The following is a 21,785-nucleotide window of genomic DNA, read 5'->3' as shown; positions in this document are numbered from 1 at the left end:
TTGTCAGACCCCTCTTCTACAATCGAACACATGAGCGAAACGGCCGATCTGATCGCCGCCATCCAGCAGCTGGATGCCGGCGAGTTGGTGGCCGTCCGCGAGGCCGTCTCGCAGCAACTGCTGGCGGTGCCGTTGTCGTCGATGACCGACGACGAGGTGGTCGCGGCCACCGCCATGGTCGAGACGGGCGCGCGCCGAGATGATGCCGTGAAGATTCGGTGGGCGGTGGAACTGCGTGAGCGTGGTGTCGCGGCAAAGCGAGGACTCAAGCCGGCCAGGTTTCTGTCGACACTGCTGCGGCTCACCCCCTCCGAAGCCAGCGCGCGCAGCAAAGCCGCTGAGCGGTTGGGGTATTGGCACGAACTCAACGGCGAACTGCGACCCGCCGCGTATCCGGCCGCCGCGGCGGCGATGGACGCCGGTGACATGGAGTTTGCGCACTACCGGGTGATCCATCGCTCGCTGACCAAGTTGCCCACATCTCTACGTACGCCAGAACACTGGTCGACCATCGAATCGGATCTGGCAAACCAGGCCTGCGCGCTCTCGCCAGATCAGCTGGAAAGCGTTGCGCAGCGGTTGCTCGCCTACCTCAACCCCGATGGCGAGTTCACCGACGACGCCGACCGGGCCCGCCGTCGTGACCTGACGCTCGGGCGCCAAGACATCGACCATATGAGCGGGATCTCCGGAACCCTTGATCCGGCGACGCGTGCACTCTGGGACGTCGTCGCCGCGAAATGGGCACAGCCAGGCATGAACAACCCCGACGACCCCGAATCACCCATGGGTGACGCCGATCTCGTCGACAGTACGCTTCTCGCCGCTGCGGCCGAACGAGACAACCGCACACAGGGTCAGCGCAACCATGACGCGTTCAAGAAGATGCTTGAGACAGTTGTCGGGTCGGGCACCCTCGGAAAGCACCGCGGACAGCCGGCCATCGTTGTGGCAACCATGACGCTGAGCGAGCTGGAGACCGAGACCGGTATTGCCACCACCGCATCGGGAGGCACTCTCCCCGTCCGGGACGCACTCGCGCTGGCAGGTAGCAACCGGAAGTTTCTTGCACTGCTCGACAACGCACACCGGCCGCTGTTCCTCGGCCGTGAAAAACGTCTGGCATCGGCGATCCAGCGAATCGCTCTGATCGCGGCTGAACGCGGATGTTCGCGACCCGGCTGCGATCAGCCCGCCACCCGCACCGCAGTGCATCACATGCACGAATGGAAAGACGGTGGACGGACCGACATCACCGTCCTGACCCTCGTATGCGACGGCGACCACGCTCAGGTCCACGACGGCGACGGCGGCTGGATCACCGAGATCATCACTTCCGAAACCGGACCACCAGAATGGGTCGGTCGCGTCGGGTGGAGGCAACGCGGCACCGACGACGCGCTGACTCCGAACGACACGCATTTCCCCGACCAGCGATACCAGCGAATGGTGGACGAACGGCGCGAAAAAGAAGAAGCTCACGCCGCATGGTTTCGCCGGCGAGCCAAAGATGAACTCGCCGAGCAACAATGGCGAATCGAACACCCGATCTGGCATCAAGAAGCACAACGCTGGCTCGACGAGGTGGCACAGCTACCCGACCCCTGCCCACCTCCGGAAAGTTGGTACGAGGATGTCGCATAGACGGCTGGCCGGAACTGGGTCAGCCAGTTCAGATCTCGACACCACCGATGCGCCGGAGGCGTTCGGTCCGCCACCCAGCGCGGGCTTCAACCGTGCTGTCGTCCAACGCATCGATCTCGGCGGCGAGCCGGTCACCCAGCTCTGGCAGAAAGCCGCCCAACGCGGCCTCGGAGACCACCACATCTACGATGCCGGCGGCGTGCAGATCGGTCGCACGGATTCCCTGGCTCCGTGCCATGTCGGCTGCATGGTCGGTGTCCCGATAGACGATCAGGCTGGCGCCCTCCGGCGGCAGCGGAGACAGCCACGAGTTCTCCATGGCCACCACCCGATCCGCGGGGAACAGCGCCAGCGCGGCTCCCCCAGCTCCCTGACCCAGCAGCACCGCCACAGTCGGCACCGTCAACGCAGTCAGCTCCGCAATGCAGTGAGCGATCTCGTTGGCCAGACCCGACTCTTCGGCTTCGGCAGACAGATCGGCGCCCGGAGTGTCGATCACCGTCACCAGCGGCAGATGCAGATTCTGCGCCAACCTCATACCCCGGCGGGCCAACCGCAGGTCGGCAGGTCCCACCAGCGATCCGGGCACCTGACGGTTGCGGTCCTGCCCGACGACCACAACCGAATGCCCACCAAAGCGTGCCAACGCGAGAATGATGCCGCTGCGCGAATCCAGTTCGCCCCCACCGGCCAATTCCACCGCCTCGTCGGCCGACTCGCGCAGCAACTGACTCACGCCTGGCCGGCCGGGAACCCTCGACTGCTCCACCACATCCCAGGCCGACGACTCAACCACCGTCGCCCCGGACAGTCCCGGTGTGGAAGACGGCACGGCCGGCTCACGTCGCGAGTGCTCGGCGTCCACCAGCGGGTCGACCAGAAGCCTGATGATGCGTGATGCCGTTGATCCCAATTCATCCACCGCCACAACAAGATCCACCAGACCGTGTGAACGCAGGTTCTCCGACACCTGGATGCCCTCGGGAAATGCCTCGCCGTACAAGCCCTCGTACACTCGCGGGCCGAGAAAACCGACAAGGGCGCCCGGCTCGGCCAACGTCACATGTCCCAGCGAGCCCCACGACGCGAACACCCCACCGGTGGTCGGATGACGCAAATACACCACGTATGGAAGGTGCGCGGCCTTGTGATCCACGACCGCCGCCGTGATGTTGACCATCTGCAGAAAAGCCGCAGTCCCCTCCTGCATCCGCGTCCCGCCCGACGCCGGGAGGGCGAGCAACGGCAGACCTTCAGCAGTCGCTCGGCGGATCGCCGTGACCACGCGACGTCCCGCGTCCCGGCCGATCGACCCGCCCAGAAAACCGAACTCACTGACAACAACGGCCGCTCGCACCCCGTTGACGTCCGCTTCACCGCAGATGATCGACTCGTCGAGTCCGGTCTTCTCGCGGGCTCGTCCAATGTCCTCGGCGTACCCGGCATCGTCGGGAAGCGCGGTGATCTGCGAGTCCCACGGGTGCCAACTGCCCTCGTCAGCGAGCTTGGCCAGCAATTGTGTCGCCGAGATGCGCTCGGGTCGATCCGTCCGATCAGTCACCCATCAACCGTAGAACCCTTGCCCGCGGTTGCCAGGGCAGATGGCAGATTCCCCGACCCACGGTCAGAAGTACTGAGCACCACCATCGACCGAGATGTGTTCGGCAGTCATGAACGACGACTCGTCCGACGCCAAGAACGCGACCACGTTGGACACCTCATCTGGGTCTGCTGCGTACTGGTTGAGAAAGGGTGTACCCATGGGTGCCAGTCGCGGATTGGCTGCATTGGTCTCTTCGATGCGGGCCACCATGTCGCCCGACCCCATCGGAGTGGCGACCGCGCCGGGATGCACGCTGTTGACCCTCACATTGTGCGCACCCAATTCGGCAGCGAACGCCCGGGTCATGCCGGTGACGGCATGCTTGCTGGTGGTGTAGTGCACCATGAACGGCTGCACCTTCTTTCCGGCGTACGAGCTGATCAGGATGATCGACCCGCGTCCGCGCTCGACGAGGTGAGGCGCCGTCGCCATCACGGTGTTCCACACGCCGGTGACGTTGATGTCCATGTGATCGCGAAACATCGCCGGGGTCGCCTCGTTCCAGGTGGCCGGAATACAGATGCCTGCGTTGGCCACGACGATGTCGAGTCCACCCAACTGGGTCACCGCATCGGCGGCGAGGGACCGTAGCCCCTCGAGGTCGCGAACATCGCCCTGACGAAGGAGTGCTTTGCGACCCTCGGCCTCGACGAGGCCCGCAGTCTCGGCGAGTTCGGCCGGCGTCGCCGAGTCGTACGGAACACCCGGCAACGGCCCGGCAAGGTCAACACCCACGATGTCGGCGCCTTCACGTGCCAGCCGCACCGCATGCGCGCGACCCTGTCCGCGGGCCACTCCCGTGATGAATGCGACCCTGTTCGCCAGCCGTGTCACTACGCCCACCAATCGTTGTTCCCGCGGCACGTCGCGTCGCGAGTGCTCGACCCGACTGTAATTGGCCGGCATCAGCTGAGCCGCAGTGTTCGCTGAGATGCCCTTTTCGCTCAGATGCACTTAACTTCGGCCTGAGTCGAATCCTTCCGCGGTATCGCGAATCAGCGAATGCTCACCGGCATGAGATTCGACGGCATGACTATTTCCACCGAGGCCCCCTGGGGGGCCGGAACACCGCGATGTACCGGCGCGACTGCCGGACAGTCATGACGGCGCCGCTTCGTAATCACTCCGTATTCGATTCTCGAACAACATCATTCGCACAAACACAGGAGATCGTTGCATGAGCAACACCAACCGTTCCGTCGCCATCATCGGCGCAGGCCAAACTGGCGTCTCGGCGGCCGTCGGCTTCCTCAACGCAGGATTCGACGTGACCGTCTACAGCGAGCGTGATCAGCGGAGTCTGCTGCACGACGTGTCCGCCACCGGTACCGCGGTGACGTTCGGCCTGTCGCAGCAATCCGAGACCGCCTTGGGCGTCGACAACTTCGCCGGCCGGGCGCCGCAGGTCACCGGGATCAGCGCTCGCACCATCACGGGCAGCGGGCACGACTACACCGAGCTCCTCGACTTCGATGCCGAATTCCCCGGATTCGAGGCGATCGGTGTCGACACCAGGCTCAAGGTCGACGAGCGTCTCACCTTGTTCCTCGAAAAGGGTGGTCGGTTCGTGGTCGAGAACGTCGATCCGGGCCGACTCGACTCCATCGCAGCCGAGAACGACCTGACCTTCGTCGCCACCGGCAAGGCCGGACTGTCCAGCCTGTTCACCGTCGACGAATCACGATCGCCCTACAAGAGACCACAACGCAGCGTCCTTCTGCTCACCGTGGCCGGGTTGGGTCACGACCCAGACGTGTTTGCGCACCGCAGCCCCGCGGGCCCGAAGCACCAGGCGTTCAACTTCGCCGACCAGGGCGAGGGCTGGTGGGGCCCCTACCTGCACAAGGACGCCGGACCGTCATGGTCGTTCCTCGGGTGGGCGCAACCCGGCAGTGAATGGGAACGCCGGTTCCAGTCGGTCACCGACGCGCATTCTGCCCACAAAGTAGTGATCGACTTGCATCGCGAATACTTCGATTGGGACCTGCCCGAGGTGCTCAGCACCCAGGTCATCGAGGAGGACCCGCACTCCTGGCTCCAGGGCGCGGTCACGCCCACCGTGCGAAACGCGCTCGGGCACACAGCAAGCGGACACCGGGTTGTTGCTCTGGGCGACACGGCCGTGGCCTACGACCCCATCACGGGCCAGGGGGCGCAGAGCGGGTTCATCCAGGCCGCACAGTTCGTGGCCGCCGCCAAGGACCACGAGGGCGAGTTCGACGACGCCTGGATCACCGCCACCTACAACAACTTCCTGACCAGCCGTGTGGACGCTGCCAACCTCGCCACCCGGATCTTCCTGCGCGACCCGGTGTTCCAGGAATACGCCGCGGTGCTGTTTCCTGCCGCGGCAACCAATCCCAAGTTCGGCTCAGCGCTGTTCGGCCTGCTCTCGGATCCGTCGCCGGTGCTCTCCATCAACTCCGTAGACGACGCCAAGTCGCTGATCACCCAGGTGACCGGCGAGGACGCCGACTCCATCCTCGCGAAGTTCGAACCGGCAGGGAAGTTCTCGCGGTCGACGTACCGTTCGCTGACGCCGGTCGGCTGAACACCTGAACCAACGGGCGATGGCGGCGATCCGTGATGGATCGCCGCCATCGCCCGTTATTGTCAGCACCATGACTGTCGAAGAGCGGCGCGCGGATCTGGTCGACGCCGCGCACCGCCTCGCCGCACGCCGACTGGTGATCGGCACGGGTGGCAACCTGTCGACGAGGGTCGGCGATCGGGTGGTCGTCACAGCCAGTGGCGCTGTTCTCGAATCACTCAGCGCCGACCAATTGGTGGTGACCGACCTCGACGGACGCGTGGTCGAGGATACCGATCACGTCCCGACGTCCGAGCTTCTCCTGCACCTGGAGATCTACCGCTCCACTGACGCGGCCGCGGTGGCGCACGCTCATCCGGTCGCCTCCATCGCGGTGGCCAACCTAGTCGATGAACTGCCTGCGGTGCATTACACCGCGGCGTTGGTCGGTGGCGCCGTGCGAGTGGCGCCACACGAGATCTTCGGCACCCAGGAACTCACCGACGCGGTGGCCGCGGCGCTGACCGAGCGGACTGCGGCCCTGATGCGCAACCACGGTTCGGTCGCCTACGGCCCTACAGTCGAAGCAGCTTGTGAGCGCATCGAATTGGTGGAATGGCTGGCCGAGATCTACCTACGGACAGCGCCGTCGGCGATGGCGCCGTGCTCAGCCGAGACCAGCTGATCGCGGTGGCCGTCGCCGCGGCGAACCGCGGCTACTCACCGCTACCCAGGAGATGATGCATGCAGGTCGTGACTTTCGGTGCCCATGTACTCGATGTGGTTGTCCACCCGGTTGATTCGATACCCGACGGCCAGGGCGCGGCCCTCGTCCCCCACATCCGGCTGGTACCCGCGGGTCCTGCCGGCGGCACCGCCATCACACTGGCCAAACTCGGGGCGGTGGTATCGACGGTCGGCGCCGTGGGTCGCGACGACTCCGCCGACCTGCTCACCACCATGCTGCAGCGTCACGGTGTGGTCACCGAACACCTTCTGCGAGTGGATGATCAACCAACGTCGATGAGCGTGTTGCCCATCCGCAGCAACGGCGATCGACCCGCACTGCACATGCCCGGCGCCAATCTGGCCTACCCGCTCGATCGTGTGCCGCTGGACCTTCTCACGTCCGCGGATCACGTGCACATCGGCGCGCCCGAGCTGCTCAACCCATCGGAACTGGCGGGCGTCCTCGAACGGATCCGAGCTGCGGGCGTCCGCGTCTCGGCCGACATCCTGGCGCCCGGTGATCCTGGAGTGTTGGCGTGGATCGAACCCGTTCTGCCACAACTGGATTACCTGCTGCCGAACGACGAGCAGGTGCTGGGCTTCACGGGGGCCACCGACCTGGTCGACGGTTGTCGCGCCCTCATCGACCGGGGTGTTGCCTGCGTCGCGGCCACTGCCGGCGCGGACGGCGCCTGGGTTGTCACCGGCGACGGTGCCGAACACGCCGCAGCCACCGACGTCCAGGTTGTCGACACCAGTGGCTGCGGGGATGCATTCTCGGCCGGGTTCATCGCGGGTCGTCTCCACGACTTCAGCCTGCTGCGGTCAGCGCAACTCGGTTGCGCGGTGGCCGGAGTGGTCGCCACCGGGCTCGGCAGCGATCACGGCGACTTCGACTGGGAATCGGCAACCGCCGGCCTACCGGCCTGAGGCTGCCCCCGTCAGGTCTGTCAGACGCCTTTCACGGCGTCGGCGATGGGCGTCTGGCCACCGGTGAACTCGACCGTGGTCCCGACGCTGGACTGTGTCTCGAGGACAGCAGCCAGGACCTCCGCCACATCGTCACGGGACACGCTGGTGCCGGCTTCGGCGCCGCGTTCTTTGGTGGCGATACGGCCTGTGCCTGGATCATCGGTGAGAGAGCTCGGTCCCACGATCGTCCAGAGGAGTGTGGTCTTACGGAGATGCTCGTCGGCCGCCGCCTTGGCCTCGGCGTAGGCGTGGAACGAATTGTCCTCGGGAACACCATGATCCGGTCCGGCACCGAAGTACGACACCTGGACGTAGCGGGTGACACCGGCCTGCTGGGCCGCGTCGATGCTGCGGATGGCGGCGTCACGGTCGACGGCGTACGTGCGTTCAGGGCTGCCGCCGCCGGCACCTGCAGAGAACACCACGGCGTCATGGCCCTTGATGGCCTGGGCGATCTCGTCGGTCGAGAGGTTTTCCACATCTGCGATGACCGGGGTGGCCCCGGTCTGCGTGATGTCGTCCGACTGGTCTGGATTGCGGATCAGGGAGCTGACCTGATGTCCCTGGCCGGTCAAGATCTTGGCCAGCTTGAGCGCGATCTTGCCGTGGCCTCCGATGATGGCGATTCGTGACATGCATCGTTCCCTTCGTCGTTGATGGGCCCTGCGTGTTGGAGCACTGACGAGCACAACAAGGCCGGCCGTCGCGACATTCCGAGGGCACGGTCGGCGGGAGTTACAGCCCGGTCGACGGCAACAAGGGCCCGGTCGGCGGGAGTAACGGCCCGGTCGGCGGGCAGTTTCGGCCCGCTCGGCGGCAGTTACGGCCCGCTCGGCGGGAGTTACGGCCCGGTCGGCGGGGGGGGGGCGGACAAGACAGCTCCACCCGCCCCTTTCGGAACGGGTGGAGCTGACGAGTCAGAGCAGGCGCGTTACTTCTGGGCAGGCAACACGTGCTCACCGGTCTTGTCGCAGGACAGTGCCAGCGAGCTGATGTACTGCTTCTCACCGTTCGGGCCCGGTTTGTTCGAGGCGAGCATGTCGGGTCGCTCGAACTCGATACCGGTGACCGAGCACAGCAACTTGGCGTCGGAAGGGTTGCCGTATTCGTCGAACATCGGCAGGTCGATTCCGTCGTCGGTGCGTCGCAGGTAGTACTTGCCCTTGGTGATCACCGCGATGATCGGCGGCAACACCAGCGCGAGGATGGTTGCGACGATCGGCGAGTACGGCTGGATGGCGTCACCGAAAGCGTGGAAGTACACCAGCACCGACAGTCCGCCGGCGAGGATCACGCTGATGAACCCGACCGGGTTGAAGTTGTACAGCATGCCCCTGCGGAACTCGGGCACCTTGGGCGAGAGCTTCAGGACGTACTTGTTGAACACGATGTCCGAGGCCACCACGACGATCCATGCGATGGCGATGTTCGCGTAGAAGTTGAGGATGTTGTTCAAGAAGCTGAACATGTTGGCTTCCATCAACACCAGAGCGATCGCGACGTTGAAGAAGACGAAGAACAGTCGACCCGGATAGGTCTTGGTGATGCGCGTGAAGCTGTTGGTCCAGGCCAGCGATCCCGAGTACGCGTTGGTCACGTTGATCTTGATCTGCGAGATGACCACCAGGATGACGGCGAGGGTCATCGCCAGCCAGTGCGGCATGAACTCCTCGTAGACCGCGAGGAACTGCTCCACGGGTTCGTTGGCGACGCCGGCCTGATCGGCGAAGTTCATGATCAGGTAGACGGCCAGGAACAAGCCCACGATCTGCTTGATCGCACCGAAGAACACCCAGCCCGGTCCTGCGGTGATCACCGCGATCCACCAGCGGCGCGAGTTCTCCGGTGTCTTGGGAGGCATGAACCGCAAGTAGTCGATCTGCTCGGCGATCTGGGCGATCAGCGACAGACACACACCGGCGGCGAGCATAATGCCGGCGAAGTTGACGCCGTGTCCGCCCTGGGCGTCGGTGCCACCACTGAATGCGAGGAAGTCTCCGATCGCGTCAGGGTGCTTGATCACGAGGTAGACAAAAGGCAGCACCATCATCACCAGCCACAGCGGCGTGGTCCACACCTGCAGTTTCGCCAGTGTGTTCATGCCGTAGATGACCAGCGGGATCACCATCACCGATGAGATGAGGTAGCCCAGCCACAGCGGGATGTGGAGACCTAGTTTGAGGCCCTGCGCCATGATCGAGCCCTCGAGGGCAAAGAAGATGAACGTGAACGACGCGAAGATGACGTTGGTGACCACCGAGCCGTAGTAGCCGAAGCCGCTGCCACGGGTGATCAGGTCGAGGTCGATGTTGTACCGGGCGGCGTAGTACGCCAGCGGGTAGCCGGTGAGGACGATGACCACCGCGAAGATGAGGATGCCCCACAACGCGTTTCCCGTGCCGTTGGCGATGCCGATGTTGGCGCCGATGGCGAAGTCGGCCAGGTAGGCGATGCCACCCAGAGCCGAGGTGGCGACCACCGCGGGGCCCCACTTGCGATAGCTGCGGGGCGCGAAACGAAGGGTGTAGTCCTCCAACGTCTCGCTCATCGCGTTGATGTTGGTCGGCAATTCCCCCGCGGCTATCGGATCCACCGTTTTGTCTGCAGACATATCTCTCCCTCGCGTCATGCCCACGTTTCCTCTGAACCAGAGACTGCGAGGAACGTAAGGCCGCCGTGTATCTGGGAGGCTGCAGCCGTGTTACCACCACGAAAACCCACTTGAGCGCAGGTATCGTCGAGGGGTCGTGCCGAGGACCGGTTGGCGACGGGTTGGGGTAGGCCCGGGAAGGTTCTACTTCCCGATGAAGTTCGGCTGACGTCGCTCGGCCCGAGCCGCGCGCCCTTCGGCCATGTCCTGGCTCTGCCAGGCCCTGACCATCGCTGCGACGTGGTCGGGTGCGGCCTCGTCACGGGCACCGTCGTCGCCGAGAACGAGCTTGTAGTGCTGCAGGGTCAGTGGGGCCAGCGCGGCGATGCTCGCGGCCCACTGCTGCGCCTCGGCAAGATCGCCGATCCGATTGGCGAAACCGACGGCAGCAGCCCGGTCGGCACTGAGCGAGTCACAACCGATCAGGATGCCCGCCGCATCACCCGCACCGACCAGCGAGACGAGACGCTTGATGGTCCATTCGTCAACTGTCACACCGATCTTTGCAGCGGGGATGCCGCACCACGCCGACGGCGACATCACCCGCAGATCAGCGGCCATCGCGAGCTGGAGTCCGGCCCCCAACGCGGCGCCGTTCAGCGCGGCGATCACCGGCACCGGGATGCTCTCGACAACCCGGAGCATCGCCAGCAGTTCGTCGAGGAAGGTCTGTTCGTAGACCGGGCCCGACAGATCCGCGCCCGCACAGAAAACGGTTCCCTGACCGGTGAGGACGATGGCTCGCACACCCGATCCTGCCGCGTCGGTCATCGCCACCGACAGCGCTTCCACCAGTTCGTAATTGAGTGCGTTCCGCTGCCGCTCTCGCTGCAGTTCGATGGTCAGCACATCGCCATCCCGGCTGGTCCCAATCATGGGCGTCAGCGTACCGCTATTGTTCGACAGGTGAACTCCAACGCCTTCGGAGACCGGGCGCGTACCGATGTACTCGTCATCGGTGCCGGGCAGGCGGGCCTGTCGGCCGGGTATTACCTGGGCAAATACGGCCTCGGTGATCGAACCATGATGGTCGACCACTCCCCCGGACCCGGAGGTGCGTGGCAGTTCCGTTGGCCGACATTGACTTTGGCTGGGGCCAACAACGTGCACGACCTTCCCGGCTTCGGGCTGTCGGAAGCGCTCGGCGTCGAATGCGACCAGTGGCCGGCGTCCACGGCGGTGCCCGACTACTTCGATCAGTACGAACAGCGGTTCGGGCTCGACGTGCGTCGACCTGTCGACGTCCGCTCGGTGTCGCTCGCCGGCGGCGACGACGACAACGATTTCGTGATCTCGGCCTCTGACGGCTCACAGCTGATGGCGCGCACCGTGATCAACGCAACCGGAACCTGGGATCGACCATTCATCCCGTATGTGCCGGGTATCGAGACGTTCACCGGGACACAACTGCACACCCATGACTACAACAGGCCGACCGATTTCGACGGTAAGCGTGTTCTCGTGGTGGGGGCCGGCATCTCGGCCATCCAGTTGCTGATCGAGATCGCACGCAATGCCGAAGGCGCACAGACCTTCTGGTGCAGTCGCACCGAACCCCATTTCAGCAGTGGCCCGTTCACCCCCGAAAACGGCCGGGCCGCAGTGGCGCGCGTCGAGGAACGGGTGCGTACAGGGCTACCGCCCGGGTCGGTGGTGTCGGTGACCGGGTTGCCCGAAAACGACGCGATACGCGCCGCCCGCGCGGACGGCATCCTCGCGTGGCGACCGATGTTCACCCGCATCACCCCCACCGGAGTCTGCTGGGACTGTGGGACACCCGAGGGCGGACAAGATCACCTCGACGTCGACGTCATCCTGTGGTGCACCGGCTTTCGGAGCGCCCTGGACCATCTGGCGCCACTGAAGTTGCGGGCTCCGGGCGGCGGTATCGTGATGACCGGCCGGCTGGCGACCGTTGTGGCATCTGTTCCTCGTCTGCAACTACTGGGCTACGGCCCGTCAGCGTCCACCATCGGCGCCAACCGCGCGGGCCGCGAAGCAGCCCGGGTGGTGCAGGACATTCTCGCCTGACGCGCTCTGCCAGCTGGTGCCGCGGCCGCAGCGCAGTGGCAGTGCACTGCAACGTTCAGACCACATTCCGCCCGAAGTACGGTTACTCATCAGCTGAGATGGTCAAATCGATCTACAGCGGGTCGGGCCGAGGTGAGGTGTGCGATGCGATACACGGACAACAGACGTGGCCCGGGCCGACGCCGGAGTTTGTGCGCCGCGGCAACAATTTCCGCGCTTCTCGCCTTCATCTCGGTTTCCCCAGCGGCTGCCGACAGCGTCCCGGGGTCGGACAGCGCTCAGGGAACAGGCAGCGCGCAAGGGCCAACGGCGTCGCTGTGGGAAGTACCCACCGTCCCCGGTCCGGCGCAGAACACGCATCATGAGGCCTCCCGCCATGTCGGCGACCACCCGGGTTCGGTGCCGCCCGGCGTCAACGACTTCACCTGCACCCCATCACCGACACACCCTCGGCCGGTCCTCTTGCTCCACGGCACGGATTCGAGCGCGTACTCCGACTTCGCAAAGATCGGGCCGAGGCTCGCTGCCGAGGGCTTCTGCGTGTTCGCCGTTAATTTCGGCGGGCGGGCAGGCGGCGACAACTTCGGCACCGAAGACATCGTGGAGAGCGCTCGGCAGGTCGGCGGCTTCGCGGCTGAGGTACTGGAGGAGACCGGAGCCACCAGGCTGGACATCGTCGGGTATTCGCAGGGCGCAACGGTCGGCCGGTATTTCGTCAACAGGCTGGGTGGGTCGACGATGGTCGGGCATTGGGTGGGTCTGGCATCCCCGTCGTACGGCAGCTCCCTGTACGGCCTGGTCCCGATTGCCGCCCGGATCCCAGGCGCCCTCGACGTCGCCGCCACCGTGATCCCACCTGAGCTGGTCTCCACCGCACTGTGGCAGCAAGTTCAGGGGTCACCGCTGCTCGCCGAACTCAACAACGGTGGCAACGACACGGTCCCCGGCGTCGAGTACACCACCATCGGCACTCAGGTGGACGAAGTGATCCAGCCGGCGGCGACCGTTGCACTCAAAGGTGCCGGCGCAACAAATCTGTTCATTCAGGATCGCTGCCCGGCCGATCTGAGCGGCCATTTCCGCCTGCCTTACGACGACTACGCCGTCGGGCTTGTACTGGGTGCCCTCGATCCGGCCTCGGCGGCACCCACCTGCAGCCCGGTCGCGCTGGGCACAGACATCCTCGAGATGGTGATCGCAGAAAATTCGTGAGGCTGGCGATCACAAAGCGCCTTCCATGTATGGCAAACATTGACATTCTGTTGTGTTTTCCCAACAATTAACTCTGTGAGTCCGGTCAAGAAGGCAGGCCACCTGCCGATCTACAACCGCATCGGCGTACTACGCGCCGAGCGCCGGATGTCACGCGCACAACTTGCCGAGCTGGTGGGCGTGAACGTCCAGTCGATCGGCTCGCTCGAACGGGGTGACAACTATCCCAGCCTCGACCTGGCCTTTCGCATCTGCGATGTGTTCGGGCTCCCGGTGGAGGCCGTCTTCAGTCGCCGCGAGTTCGGGGCGATGTCGACGCAGTTGTATCGCACGAATGGAGGGCCGTCGTGAACGATCCGAACAGCGTGATCCCCGAGTCCGCGAAACCGGCGTGGTGGCGTGGATACGAAGAGTGGCAGGTACGTAGGCACGAGAAGTTCCTGCGTCGTTATGGCCACCGGTTCCCCCGTCTGAGGAATCGGCGCAGTGCCCGCAAGCTCGTGGTCGCGCTTGTCATTTCGGTGATCCTCGTGATCGCCAGTGCAATCATCATGTTCTTCACCATGTGGGCGGCCCCGGCGTTCATCGGCCTCATCTCGTTTGTCATGCTCCCGCTCATCTACGTGCTGCGGGCGGTGACGCGCAATGTCAGCGATGCACCGGCTTCGGCCCTCGACGAGATCGAACTGGCCAGCCGCAACGCAGCCCGATCGATCGCGTACACCGCGCTGTGGGTCTCGATGTTCATCCCGTACCTCGTGCTCATCATCTTGTCGGGCGGAGGCGACAACAGCGTCGGCGGCCAGGTGATCTACGGCAGCGCGGTGCTCCTCATCGTGCTGGTCGCCGGGGCCACCTGCATTCCCACCTGCCTGATCGGATGGTGGTTACCCGACCCCGATCCAGAAGACTTCGCCACCTATCCCCAGGTGGTGGCCAATGAAAACGTCAGCCAATCAGGAGGATTCGAACAGTGACCGCTCCCCTCATCGTCGACGGTCTGAGTAAGAGATACGGGTCCCTCAAGGCCCTCGACAACATGTCCTTCACCGTCGCCCCCGGCGAGATCTTCGGATTCGTCGGTTCCAACGGCGCCGGAAAATCCACCACGATGCGCATCATCCTCGGTGTGCTGTCGGCAGATTCGGGTCGAGTACTGCTGGGCGACTCGCCCATCGACCTCGACACCCGACGTCGCATCGGATACATGCCCGAAGAACGCGGCCTGTATCCCAAGATGAAGGTGGGCAAACAGCTCTCGTTCCTCGCACAGTTGCACGGCCTGTCGCGCGCCGAAGCCGATGATCAGGTGGAGACCTGGGTACGGCGGCTGGGTGTGTTCGAGCGGATCAACGACGACGTGAACAGCCTGAGCCTCGGCAATCAGCAGCGCGTGCAGTTGGCGGCCGCCCTGGTTCACAGTCCCGATGTGCTGGTGCTCGACGAGCCGTTCTCAGGCCTGGACCCCGTTGCCGTCGACGTGATGAGCGACGTGCTGAAAGAAAAGGCCGCGCAGGGTGTTCCGGTCATCTTCTCCAGCCATCAACTGGAACTCGTGCAGCGCCTGTGCGACCGGGTCGGCATCATCTCCTCCGGCACCATGCGGGCACTGGGCACCGTGGACGAACTACGGTCGGCCGGCGAGATCCGGCTCGACGTCGGCGCACCGCAGGCCCCGCCCGGCTGGGCCGATCATCTGCCCGGGGTGCTCGGCACCATCCAGAACGGGTCGATCACCACGGTGAGCATGACGCCGGGGACCGACGAGCAGGCAATTTTGACCGCTGCCCTCGCCACGGGGCCGGTCACGCACTTCGCCCAGTCCCGACCCGACCTGACCGAACTCTTCCGAGAGGTTGTATCCGCATGAGTGTGAACGCTTCCGATCCGAACAAGCACACGAAATCCGGCGCGGGCCGGATGAGCGCGTGGCGGGCCATCAACCTGGTTGCTCGGCGCGAGATCACCACCCGCGCGGCCACCAAGTCGTTCATCATCACCAACGTGATCCTGCTGGTGGTCATCGTCGCGGGCATCATCGTTCTGTCCATCTTCACCGGCGACGACAAGCCGACGAAAGTCGGTCTGGTGGGCGACAACTCGCAGTTGTCCGAGACGATCGTCGCAGTCGGCGACGCATCCGGGGAGAACATCGAGATCGTGCCCATCGGCAACGCCGACGAGGCACGCGACCAGGCGAAGGAAGGCGACGTGAAGGTGGCGTTGGTCCCCGGCGCCGCCGGAACCAACAACTACGAAGCCGTCACCAAAGACGACCTCGACGGCAGCCTCGAAGGTGTGTTGCGAACGGCTGTGAGTCAGGACGGGTTGACCAAGGCCCTCGCCGCGGAGAACGTGGACCTCTCGGCCATCAGCGCCGACTCCACACTCACCGTCAGCGAGACAGACCCCGCCAAACCCAATGAAGGGCAACGTATTGCCGTGGCGCTCGTGGGTGTCTCATTGCTGATGTTCGCTGTACTGCAAGGCGGTTCCATGGTTGCGGCCGGAGTTGTCGAAGAGAAGACATCCCGGGTGGTCGAGTTGTTGCTCGCAACGATCAAACCGCTGCATCTGTTGTGGGGCAAGATCGTCGGCATCGGATTGATGGCCTTTGCGCAGGTGGTCCTGTTGGGCGGTACCGCTCTCATAGCCGCCCTTGCCACCGGCATTCTCGACGTGCCCACGGCGGCAGGCTCGATGTTCGCCGCGGTTGTCATCTGGTTCGTGCTGGGATTCGTCTTCTTCGCAACCCTGTATGCCGCAACGGGTGCAGTGGTGTCGAGACAGGAGGAGCTCGGCTCGAGTTCGGCCCCGCTCACCATCCTCGCGATGGCGGTGGTGTACTCGGCCTACTTCGGCATCGGCTCCCTCGACAGCACGTTGATGCAGACCCTGGCGTGGATACCGCCGTTCTCGGCGTCGATCATGCCGGTGCGGATAGCAACCGGCGACGCGACGGTGGTTCAGGTCATCGTCACCATCGTCCTGATGATGATCGCCTGCGCGGTGGCCGCCTGGCTCGCAGCCCGCATCTACCAGCGCAACATCCTGCGCACAGGGGCCCGCGTGAAGTGGAAGGAAGCCATCAAGGGCTGACGGATCGGCTTGCCCGGAAACGGTCTTCGACGAGTTGGGCAGCATGTGTGGCGGCGGCGTCAGGCGCGATCAGCGCACCGGCGACCGCCGCCACTCGTGTACTGACAGCAGGATCCAGGATCACCTCGAGCCCGGCCGCCAAACGCTCGGTGGTCAAACCCTTCAATCGGCAAAAACGTCCCGAGGCCAAGGGTTTTCACCTGCCTGCCCCAGTACGCCTGGTCGGCGCCACCGTGGCAAATCATGGTGGGCAGCCCGGCCCGCAGTCCCGCGGCCGTGGTTCCGGCGCCACCGTGATGCACCGCGGCGCGGCACCGTGGCAGCACGGCCGCGTGATCGAGGGATTCGGCGAAGAACACTCCCTCATCCGACAGGTCGGGTCCGGTGGCCCGCTCTTTCATCGTGATCAGCGCGCGGACACCGACTGCCGCACAGGCTTCGGTGATCACCCGGGTGAGTGCGTCCGGATCAAGAACCGGCACACTGCCCACCGTCACGAAGACAGGTGCATCACCTGCTGCCAGCCATTGATCCAGAGCCCGGGTGGCCGCCTGGGTTGTCGCGGCATCTCCGGCGGCTTCACCGCGCGCGTCGGCGGGCAGATCGAGGTAGCCGACGATCGGCTTTCGATTGCCCCATTCCTCGACCAGACCGGGAAACAAGACCGGATCGTAGGCCTGGATCTGAAGAACTCCGCCTGCCGTCAACCTCTGGTGAAGTGACTGCTGCACTGCAGGTAATCCGAGTCTCTCGCGGAACGAGTTCTCCGCACCTCGCCCGACTATGAACCCCAGCGCGTCGGTCAGTCGCCACGACGCACGGTTGATCGCAGCCGGACCTGGCAGCGCGACTCCGGGAACGGCGCCGACCACCCCGTTCTCTGAGAACGGTCCGAAACGCAGCACCGAGAACGGCACGCCCAGCTTCTCGGCGATCGAGTACATCCGTTCCTGACACAGGGGTCCGCTCACCACACCGTCCACGCCGGTGACTTCGGCGTCGGGTCCGGTGAGCAGATCCACCGCATCGGCGTCGAACGCCGCGAAACCCTCCTTGATCGCCGCGCCGGCCAGCCGCAGCTTGGTGTACGGGTTCTTGGTCCGCAGGATCTCCCGCCCTCGCGGGCTGTCCCAGACCGAAGCGGTGTCCGAGCCCACCGGATACGCGATCAGGCCGAGATCCCCGGCGAGGCGGACGTAGTTCGGCGGCACGACCATCCTGACGTCGTGGCCTCGGCGCTGCAGTTCGAGCCCGAAGGCCAGACCGGGCTGGATGTCGCCGCGGCTTCCGTAGAACATCAACACCAATCTCATGCCCGCACGATAGACAACGAAAAGCGTTGTCGCTGCGCGGAATGAGGCCACGGTGAGGTCCGGACGAGCGCGGTAACGCGGGTGTAACCCCGAAGAAACTCCAGGCGCCTAGCGTCGCCCGATATGACCCACGCTGACTCTCCGTCGATGAGTGTTACGGACGAATCGCCCACCGCGCCCAGGGCTGCCCGGCCGCTGGGCACCGGTATCAACATCTCCGGGCTGACCAAGGAGTTCAAGTCCGCGGGACTGCGGGGCGGGTCGTCGGTGACCGCGCTCGACAACGTCGACCTGCAGACCTCGGAAGGCGCGTTCCTGTCGCTTCTCGGGCCGTCCGGATGCGGAAAGTCCACGGTCCTGCGCATCCTGGCGGGTCTCGAGGATGCCACCGCCGGCACGGCGCTGATGAACGGGCGATCACCGAAAGAACTCCAGTCGCAACACGGGCTGGGCATCGCCTTCCAGGACTCCGCGCTGCTGCCGTGGCGCAGTGTCGAATCGAACATCAAGCTGCCGTTGCAGGTCGCGGGAATCTCCGTCGACAAGGGTTTCATCGACGAGCTGATCGACCTGGTCGGCCTCAAGGGCTTCGAGAAGGCCAAACCGGCCACCCTGTCCGGAGGTATGCGTCAGCGCGTGTCCATCGCCCGCGCACTGGTCGTCAAGCCCACAGCACTGTTGCTCGACGAACCGTTCGGTGCCCTCGACGACATGACCCGCCAGCGCTTGAACATCGAGCTGCTGCGCATCTGGACCGAGAAGCCGGCCACCACGCTCATGGTCACCCACGGCATCGCCGAGGCGGTGTTCCTCTCCGATGTCGTCGCAGTGATGAGTCCCCGGCCAGGACGGGTCCTGGAGACGGTCACCATCGACCTGCCCCGCCCGCGGGTACCCGACATGATGCGGACGCCCGAGTTCCACGCCCTGCACGACCACCTCAGCGGCCTGCTGTTCGGCAACAAGGGATCGGCGGGCGTCGCGTGACCACCCTGACCGCAGGCAAAGGGATGGGCGGTACGCAGATCACCGGCCGGGCACAACTGGCCGGGAAGCGCTGGGGTGCAGGGGCGATCGGCATTGTCGCGGTCCTCATCATCTGGACGATGGCCGGGTACTTCGAGTGGTTCAAAGGCACCATCCCCACCCCGCTGGCCGTCATCGACGCCATCGGCGACAAGGGTTGGGACTACTACATCAACAACTTCACACCCACCATCGAACTGTCCCTACGAGGGTTTCTGTGGGGCAACGTACTCGCCATCGTCCTGGCGCTGCTGGTGGTGATCATCCCGTTGATCGAGGGCGTGGCCACACAGCTGGCCATCATCAGCTACTGCACGCCGATCATCGCGGTGGCGCCCATCGTGCAGGTGGCGTTCGCCGAGGTACAGACCATGATCGTGTTCCTCGCGGCGATCTCGGTGTTCTTCACCACAATGATCGGAACGTTGTCGGGCCTGCGCTCGCCACATCAGGCCAGCCTCGACCTCGTCAAAGTGTATGGCGGAGGCACCTTTTCGCAGCTGGTGCGGGTACGCATCATCTCAGCGCTGCCGAGTACCTTCGGGGCGTTGAAGATCGCCGCACCGGCAGCGGTTCTCGGCGCCGTGCTCGGCGAGTTCCTGGCGATGCCGGAAAAGGGTGCGGGGCCGGCGCTCATCATCGCCCAGCAAAGCGGCGACATCCCGGCCGTGTGGGCGATCGCTCTCGTCGCGGGAGCAGTCGCCGGTATCGGCTACGGCATCGTCGCGTTCTTCTCGGTCTTTGTCACCCGCTACAGCACCGGAATGGCAGGCAGTAAATGACCGCCACCACCACGTCCCAAGCTCCACCGACCGCACCGGTTCCCGCGGCCGCAGCAGCCCGCGCGAACGCAGGCAACGGCAAGGCGATCGCCTGGGAGATCGCCAAGTTCATCGGCTCGCTCGTGATCTCGTTCTTCCTGATCCTGGCCATCTGGTGGTTGTTCCTGCTGGCGTACCCGGACATCGGCCCGATTATCGGCAAGACCCCGGTGGATGTGTTCCACTACCTGTTCACCGACCCGACGGCCTCGGCCGACCGCAGCGCGATCCTCGACAATCTGTGGATCACGCTGAAGGACGCCGGGATCGGGTTCGTGTGCGGCATGGGCGCAGCAGTGGTCGCCGCCGCGCTGTTCGTGATGTTCCGCCCGGTTGCACAGACGTTCATGCCGATCGCCATGTTGCTGCGGTCGGTACCGCTGGTGGCGATGACCCCGCTGATCACGCTTGTGGTGGGACGCGGTGTGGCCGTCGTCGCGGTGATGGGCGGGATCGTGGTGTTCTTCCCCGCGTTGGTGATGATCATGACCGGCCTGGCGAATGCGCCGCGGCAGATCAACGACGTGATCGTGGCCTACGGCGGAACCCGCCTGACGGCAATGAGAATGGCTGCGCTGCCCTCGGCCGTGCCAGCGCTGTTCGCCGCAGCCAAGGTCTCGGTGCCCGGCGCCATGATCGGGGCCACCGTTGCCGAATGGCTCGGCACCAACAAGGGTTTGGGCGCCACCCTTCAGCAGGCGTTGCCCGCGGCGGCCTACAACGAGCTGTGGGCGTCGGTGCTGGTCATCACGGTCGCGTCCATCGTGCTCTATGCGTTTGTCGGTGTCGCCGAGAAGCTCGTGCTGGCTCAGGTGGGAACCACACCGACGTAGATCAGCTGCCGGTGGGGCAGATTCACAACTCGTTACAAACAAACGCACATGCGCAATGTGGCCGAAACCGCGCCACCTTAAGTTCTGCCGAAGGCGGATCTCGATCTGAAGTACCGCCGACGTTCACTGAAAACAGGAGTCTGCACATGGCTTACACGTTCGACCGCCGATCCTTCCTTCGGTACTCCCTGATCGCCGGTGGCGCTGTCGGAAGCGCCAGCGTTCTCGCTGCGTGCAGCTCCGGCAGCAGCGACAGCGGTGGGAACAGCACCACCAATCCCAAGGTGCAGTTGTCGTGGCAGAAGAACATCGAGTTCGCCGGCGAGTACTTCGCCATCGAGAACGGCTACTACGAAGCCGCCGGACTCGGCACCCCTGAACTGATCACCGGCGGCGGACCGGGCACCGGCGTGGAGACGGGCCTGACGTCGAACAAGGTGTGGATCGGTATGACCGCCCCGCAGCTGACCGCCCCCGTGATCCTGCAGGGCGCCAAACTCAAGACCGTAGCCGCGACGTTCCAGAAGAACCCCTTCTGCATCGTGTCGTCGGCGGGTAGCCCCATCCTGAGTCCCGAGGAGATGAAAGGCAAGAAGATCGGCGTCCAGGCGTCGAACGAGAACGTCTTCAAGGCACTGCTCACCGCAAATGGCATGACCGACTCGGACATTCAGAAGATCACCGTGCAGTACGACCCGACCCCACTGACCAAAGGTGAGGTCGACGGCTGGGTCTCGTATGTCACCAATGAGCCGATCACGTTGGCAGAGGGCGGTTTCCCCAACGCGAACTTCCTGTTCGCCGACTTCAATCTCCCCCTCGTCGCCGAGACCCTTGTGGTCCGGCAGGAGACCATCGACAACGAGCGCGACAAGCTCAAAGCCTTCATCAAGGCCGACATCCAGGCTGGTACGACGCAGTGGCCGACCCGGCCAAGTCGGCCGAGCTGGCCGTCACCAAGTACGGCAAGGATCTCGGCCTCGAACTCGGCGAGCAGATCAAGGAAGCGGAAGCCCAGAACACCCTGGTGGTGTCGGACGAGACCAAGGCCAATGGCCTGCTGACGATGTCAGATGAGCTCATCGCCTTGAACATCGAAGCGCTCGCCAAAGCGGGTTACGACATCAAGCCGGCCGACATCTTCGACATGTCGATCGTCAACGAGATCTACGCGGAGAACCCGGAGCTGAAGAAGCCGATCTGACCCTCCAACTCACCCCGTCGAGCGGGCCGTTAGCCCCGTCGAGCGGGCCCTTGTTCGCACTGAACGTGCCCTTGGGTTACCAATGGTGGGCCAGTCTCGGGATAACGGCCCGGTCGAC

General features: G+C 64.7%; 19 protein-coding genes and 1 pseudogene. 14 read left to right on the top strand and 6 right to left on the bottom strand.

The window, feature by feature from the left end:
* Positions 1-30 precede the first annotated feature (30 nt).
* Entirely contained in the window at positions 31-1,644 is a 1,614-nt protein-coding gene (locus tag W823_RS0129780; RefSeq protein WP_023959823.1) for an HNH endonuclease signature motif containing protein, read from the top strand.
* Positions 1,645-1,672: 28 nt separating this feature from the next.
* Here W823_RS0129780 and W823_RS46980 read toward each other — a convergent pair whose 3' ends face one another.
* A complete protein-coding gene (locus W823_RS46980) occupies positions 1,673-3,205 on the bottom strand; it encodes a carboxyl transferase domain-containing protein (RefSeq protein ID WP_023959821.1) in 1,533 nt (510 codons plus the stop codon).
* Positions 3,206-3,268: 63 nt separating this feature from the next.
* Positions 3,269-4,081 (bottom strand): mycofactocin-coupled SDR family oxidoreductase, encoded by an 813-nt coding sequence (locus W823_RS46975; protein WP_031332646.1) that lies wholly within the window; start codon positions 4,079-4,081, stop codon positions 3,269-3,271.
* Positions 4,082-4,424: 343 nt separating this feature from the next.
* On the opposite strand from W823_RS46975, the gene W823_RS46970 reads away from it, so the two are divergent.
* From W823_RS46970 to W823_RS46960, 3 genes are all read left to right on the top strand, one after another.
* Complete coding sequence (locus W823_RS46970; RefSeq protein ID WP_023959818.1) at positions 4,425-5,798, top strand: styrene monooxygenase/indole monooxygenase family protein; 1,374 nt, start codon at positions 4,425-4,427, stop codon at positions 5,796-5,798.
* Between the two features lie 70 nt (positions 5,799-5,868).
* On the top strand, positions 5,869-6,462 hold the full coding sequence (locus tag W823_RS46965) for a class II aldolase/adducin family protein (protein WP_235189586.1): 594 nt from the start codon (positions 5,869-5,871) through the stop codon (positions 6,460-6,462).
* Positions 6,463-6,521: 59 nt separating this feature from the next.
* Complete coding sequence (locus W823_RS46960; RefSeq protein WP_023959816.1) at positions 6,522-7,436, top strand: carbohydrate kinase family protein; 915 nt, start codon at positions 6,522-6,524, stop codon at positions 7,434-7,436.
* A gap of 20 nt (positions 7,437-7,456) precedes the next feature.
* Here the strand turns inward: W823_RS46960 and W823_RS46955 are convergent, their stop codons facing one another.
* The 3 genes from W823_RS46955 to W823_RS46945 form a co-directional block, all read right to left on the bottom strand.
* A complete protein-coding gene (locus W823_RS46955) occupies positions 7,457-8,113 on the bottom strand; it encodes an SDR family oxidoreductase (RefSeq protein WP_023959814.1) in 657 nt (218 codons plus the stop codon).
* 296 nt (positions 8,114-8,409) lie between these two features.
* Entirely contained in the window at positions 8,410-10,089 is a 1,680-nt protein-coding gene (locus tag W823_RS46950; RefSeq protein ID WP_023959812.1) for a cytosine permease, read from the bottom strand.
* 183 nt (positions 10,090-10,272) lie between these two features.
* Entirely contained in the window at positions 10,273-11,004 is a 732-nt protein-coding gene (locus W823_RS46945) for an enoyl-CoA hydratase (RefSeq protein WP_023959810.1), read from the bottom strand.
* A 30-nt stretch (positions 11,005-11,034) separates the two neighbouring features.
* Between W823_RS46945 and W823_RS46940 the strand changes: the two genes are divergently transcribed.
* From W823_RS46940 to W823_RS46915, 6 genes are all read left to right on the top strand, one after another.
* Positions 11,035-12,159 carry an NAD(P)-binding domain-containing protein gene (locus W823_RS46940; protein ID WP_023959807.1) on the top strand — a complete coding sequence of 375 codons (1,125 nt, stop codon included), beginning with the start codon at positions 11,035-11,037 and terminating at the stop codon, positions 12,157-12,159.
* Between the two features lie 144 nt (positions 12,160-12,303).
* Positions 12,304-13,371 carry a triacylglycerol lipase gene (locus W823_RS46935; RefSeq protein WP_031332643.1) on the top strand — a complete coding sequence of 356 codons (1,068 nt, stop codon included), beginning with the start codon at positions 12,304-12,306 and terminating at the stop codon, positions 13,369-13,371.
* Positions 13,372-13,446: 75 nt separating this feature from the next.
* Positions 13,447-13,722 carry a helix-turn-helix transcriptional regulator gene (locus W823_RS46930; protein WP_023959804.1) on the top strand — a complete coding sequence of 92 codons (276 nt, stop codon included), beginning with the start codon at positions 13,447-13,449 and terminating at the stop codon, positions 13,720-13,722.
* A complete protein-coding gene (locus W823_RS46925; protein ID WP_023959802.1) occupies positions 13,719-14,348 on the top strand; it encodes a hypothetical protein in 630 nt (209 codons plus the stop codon). Before W823_RS46930 ends, W823_RS46925 begins: the two co-directional genes overlap by 4 nt.
* Positions 14,345-15,241 (top strand): ABC transporter ATP-binding protein, encoded by an 897-nt coding sequence (locus tag W823_RS46920; protein WP_023959799.1) that lies wholly within the window; start codon positions 14,345-14,347, stop codon positions 15,239-15,241. The genes W823_RS46925 and W823_RS46920 overlap by 4 nt, the downstream gene beginning before the upstream one ends.
* Positions 15,238-16,470 (top strand): ABC transporter permease, encoded by a 1,233-nt coding sequence (locus W823_RS46915; protein WP_023959797.1) that lies wholly within the window; start codon positions 15,238-15,240, stop codon positions 16,468-16,470. The genes W823_RS46920 and W823_RS46915 overlap by 4 nt, the downstream gene beginning before the upstream one ends.
* 59 nt (positions 16,471-16,529) lie before the next feature.
* Here the strand turns inward: W823_RS46915 and W823_RS46910 are convergent, their stop codons facing one another.
* Complete coding sequence (locus W823_RS46910) at positions 16,530-17,783, bottom strand: glycosyltransferase (RefSeq protein WP_051406581.1); 1,254 nt, start codon at positions 17,781-17,783, stop codon at positions 16,530-16,532.
* A gap of 147 nt (positions 17,784-17,930) precedes the next feature.
* Here W823_RS46910 and W823_RS46905 point away from each other — a divergent pair, with 147 nt between their 5' ends.
* The 4 genes and pseudogenes from W823_RS46905 (at position 17,931) to W823_RS46890 (ending at position 21,667) form a co-directional block, all read left to right on the top strand.
* Positions 17,931-18,770 (top strand): ABC transporter ATP-binding protein, encoded by an 840-nt coding sequence (locus tag W823_RS46905; protein ID WP_031332642.1) that lies wholly within the window; start codon positions 17,931-17,933, stop codon positions 18,768-18,770.
* A 23-nt stretch (positions 18,771-18,793) separates the two neighbouring features.
* Positions 18,794-19,591: an ABC transporter permease gene (locus W823_RS46900; protein ID WP_051406585.1), complete on the top strand. Its 798-nt coding sequence runs from the start codon at positions 18,794-18,796 to the stop codon at positions 19,589-19,591.
* A complete protein-coding gene (locus W823_RS46895; protein ID WP_023959791.1) occupies positions 19,588-20,463 on the top strand; it encodes an ABC transporter permease in 876 nt (291 codons plus the stop codon). Before W823_RS46900 ends, W823_RS46895 begins: the two co-directional genes overlap by 4 nt.
* 146 nt (positions 20,464-20,609) lie before the next feature.
* A pseudogene (locus W823_RS46890) lies at positions 20,610-21,667 on the top strand (ABC transporter substrate-binding protein).
* Positions 21,668-21,785: the final 118 nt, after the last annotated feature.

It is taken from the genome of Williamsia sp. D3 (genome assembly GCF_000506245.1).
Taxonomy (GTDB): domain Bacteria; phylum Actinomycetota; class Actinomycetes; order Mycobacteriales; family Mycobacteriaceae; genus Williamsia; species Williamsia muralis.
This window is presented reverse-complemented; position numbering and strand designations above follow the sequence as displayed.

What these genes read in the sequence shown, in the direction of transcription:
- W823_RS46970 (WP_023959818.1), top strand. Translation starts at nt 4,425, where the DNA reads ATGAGCAACACCAACCGTTCCGTCGCCATCATCGGCGCAGGCCAAACT.
- W823_RS46910 (WP_051406581.1), bottom strand. Translation starts at nt 17,783, where the DNA reads ATGAGATTGGTGTTGATGTTCTACGGAAGCCGCGGCGACATCCAGCCC.
- W823_RS46965 (WP_235189586.1), top strand. Translation starts at nt 5,869, where the DNA reads ATGACTGTCGAAGAGCGGCGCGCGGATCTGGTCGACGCCGCGCACCGC.
- W823_RS46905 (WP_031332642.1), top strand. Translation starts at nt 17,931, where the DNA reads ATGAGTGTTACGGACGAATCGCCCACCGCGCCCAGGGCTGCCCGGCCG.
- W823_RS46945 (WP_023959810.1), bottom strand. Translation starts at nt 11,004, where the DNA reads ATGATTGGGACCAGCCGGGATGGCGATGTGCTGACCATCGAACTGCAG.
- W823_RS0129780 (WP_023959823.1), top strand. Translation starts at nt 31, where the DNA reads ATGAGCGAAACGGCCGATCTGATCGCCGCCATCCAGCAGCTGGATGCC.
- W823_RS46935 (WP_031332643.1), top strand. Translation starts at nt 12,304, where the DNA reads ATGCGATACACGGACAACAGACGTGGCCCGGGCCGACGCCGGAGTTTG.
- W823_RS46955 (WP_023959814.1), bottom strand. Translation starts at nt 8,113, where the DNA reads ATGTCACGAATCGCCATCATCGGAGGCCACGGCAAGATCGCGCTCAAG.
- W823_RS46915 (WP_023959797.1), top strand. Translation starts at nt 15,238, where the DNA reads ATGAGTGTGAACGCTTCCGATCCGAACAAGCACACGAAATCCGGCGCG.
- W823_RS46950 (WP_023959812.1), bottom strand. Translation starts at nt 10,089, where the DNA reads ATGTCTGCAGACAAAACGGTGGATCCGATAGCCGCGGGGGAATTGCCG.
- W823_RS46960 (WP_023959816.1), top strand. Translation starts at nt 6,522, where the DNA reads ATGCAGGTCGTGACTTTCGGTGCCCATGTACTCGATGTGGTTGTCCAC.
- W823_RS46900 (WP_051406585.1), top strand. Translation starts at nt 18,794, where the DNA reads ATGGGCGGTACGCAGATCACCGGCCGGGCACAACTGGCCGGGAAGCGC.
- W823_RS46895 (WP_023959791.1), top strand. Translation starts at nt 19,588, where the DNA reads ATGACCGCCACCACCACGTCCCAAGCTCCACCGACCGCACCGGTTCCC.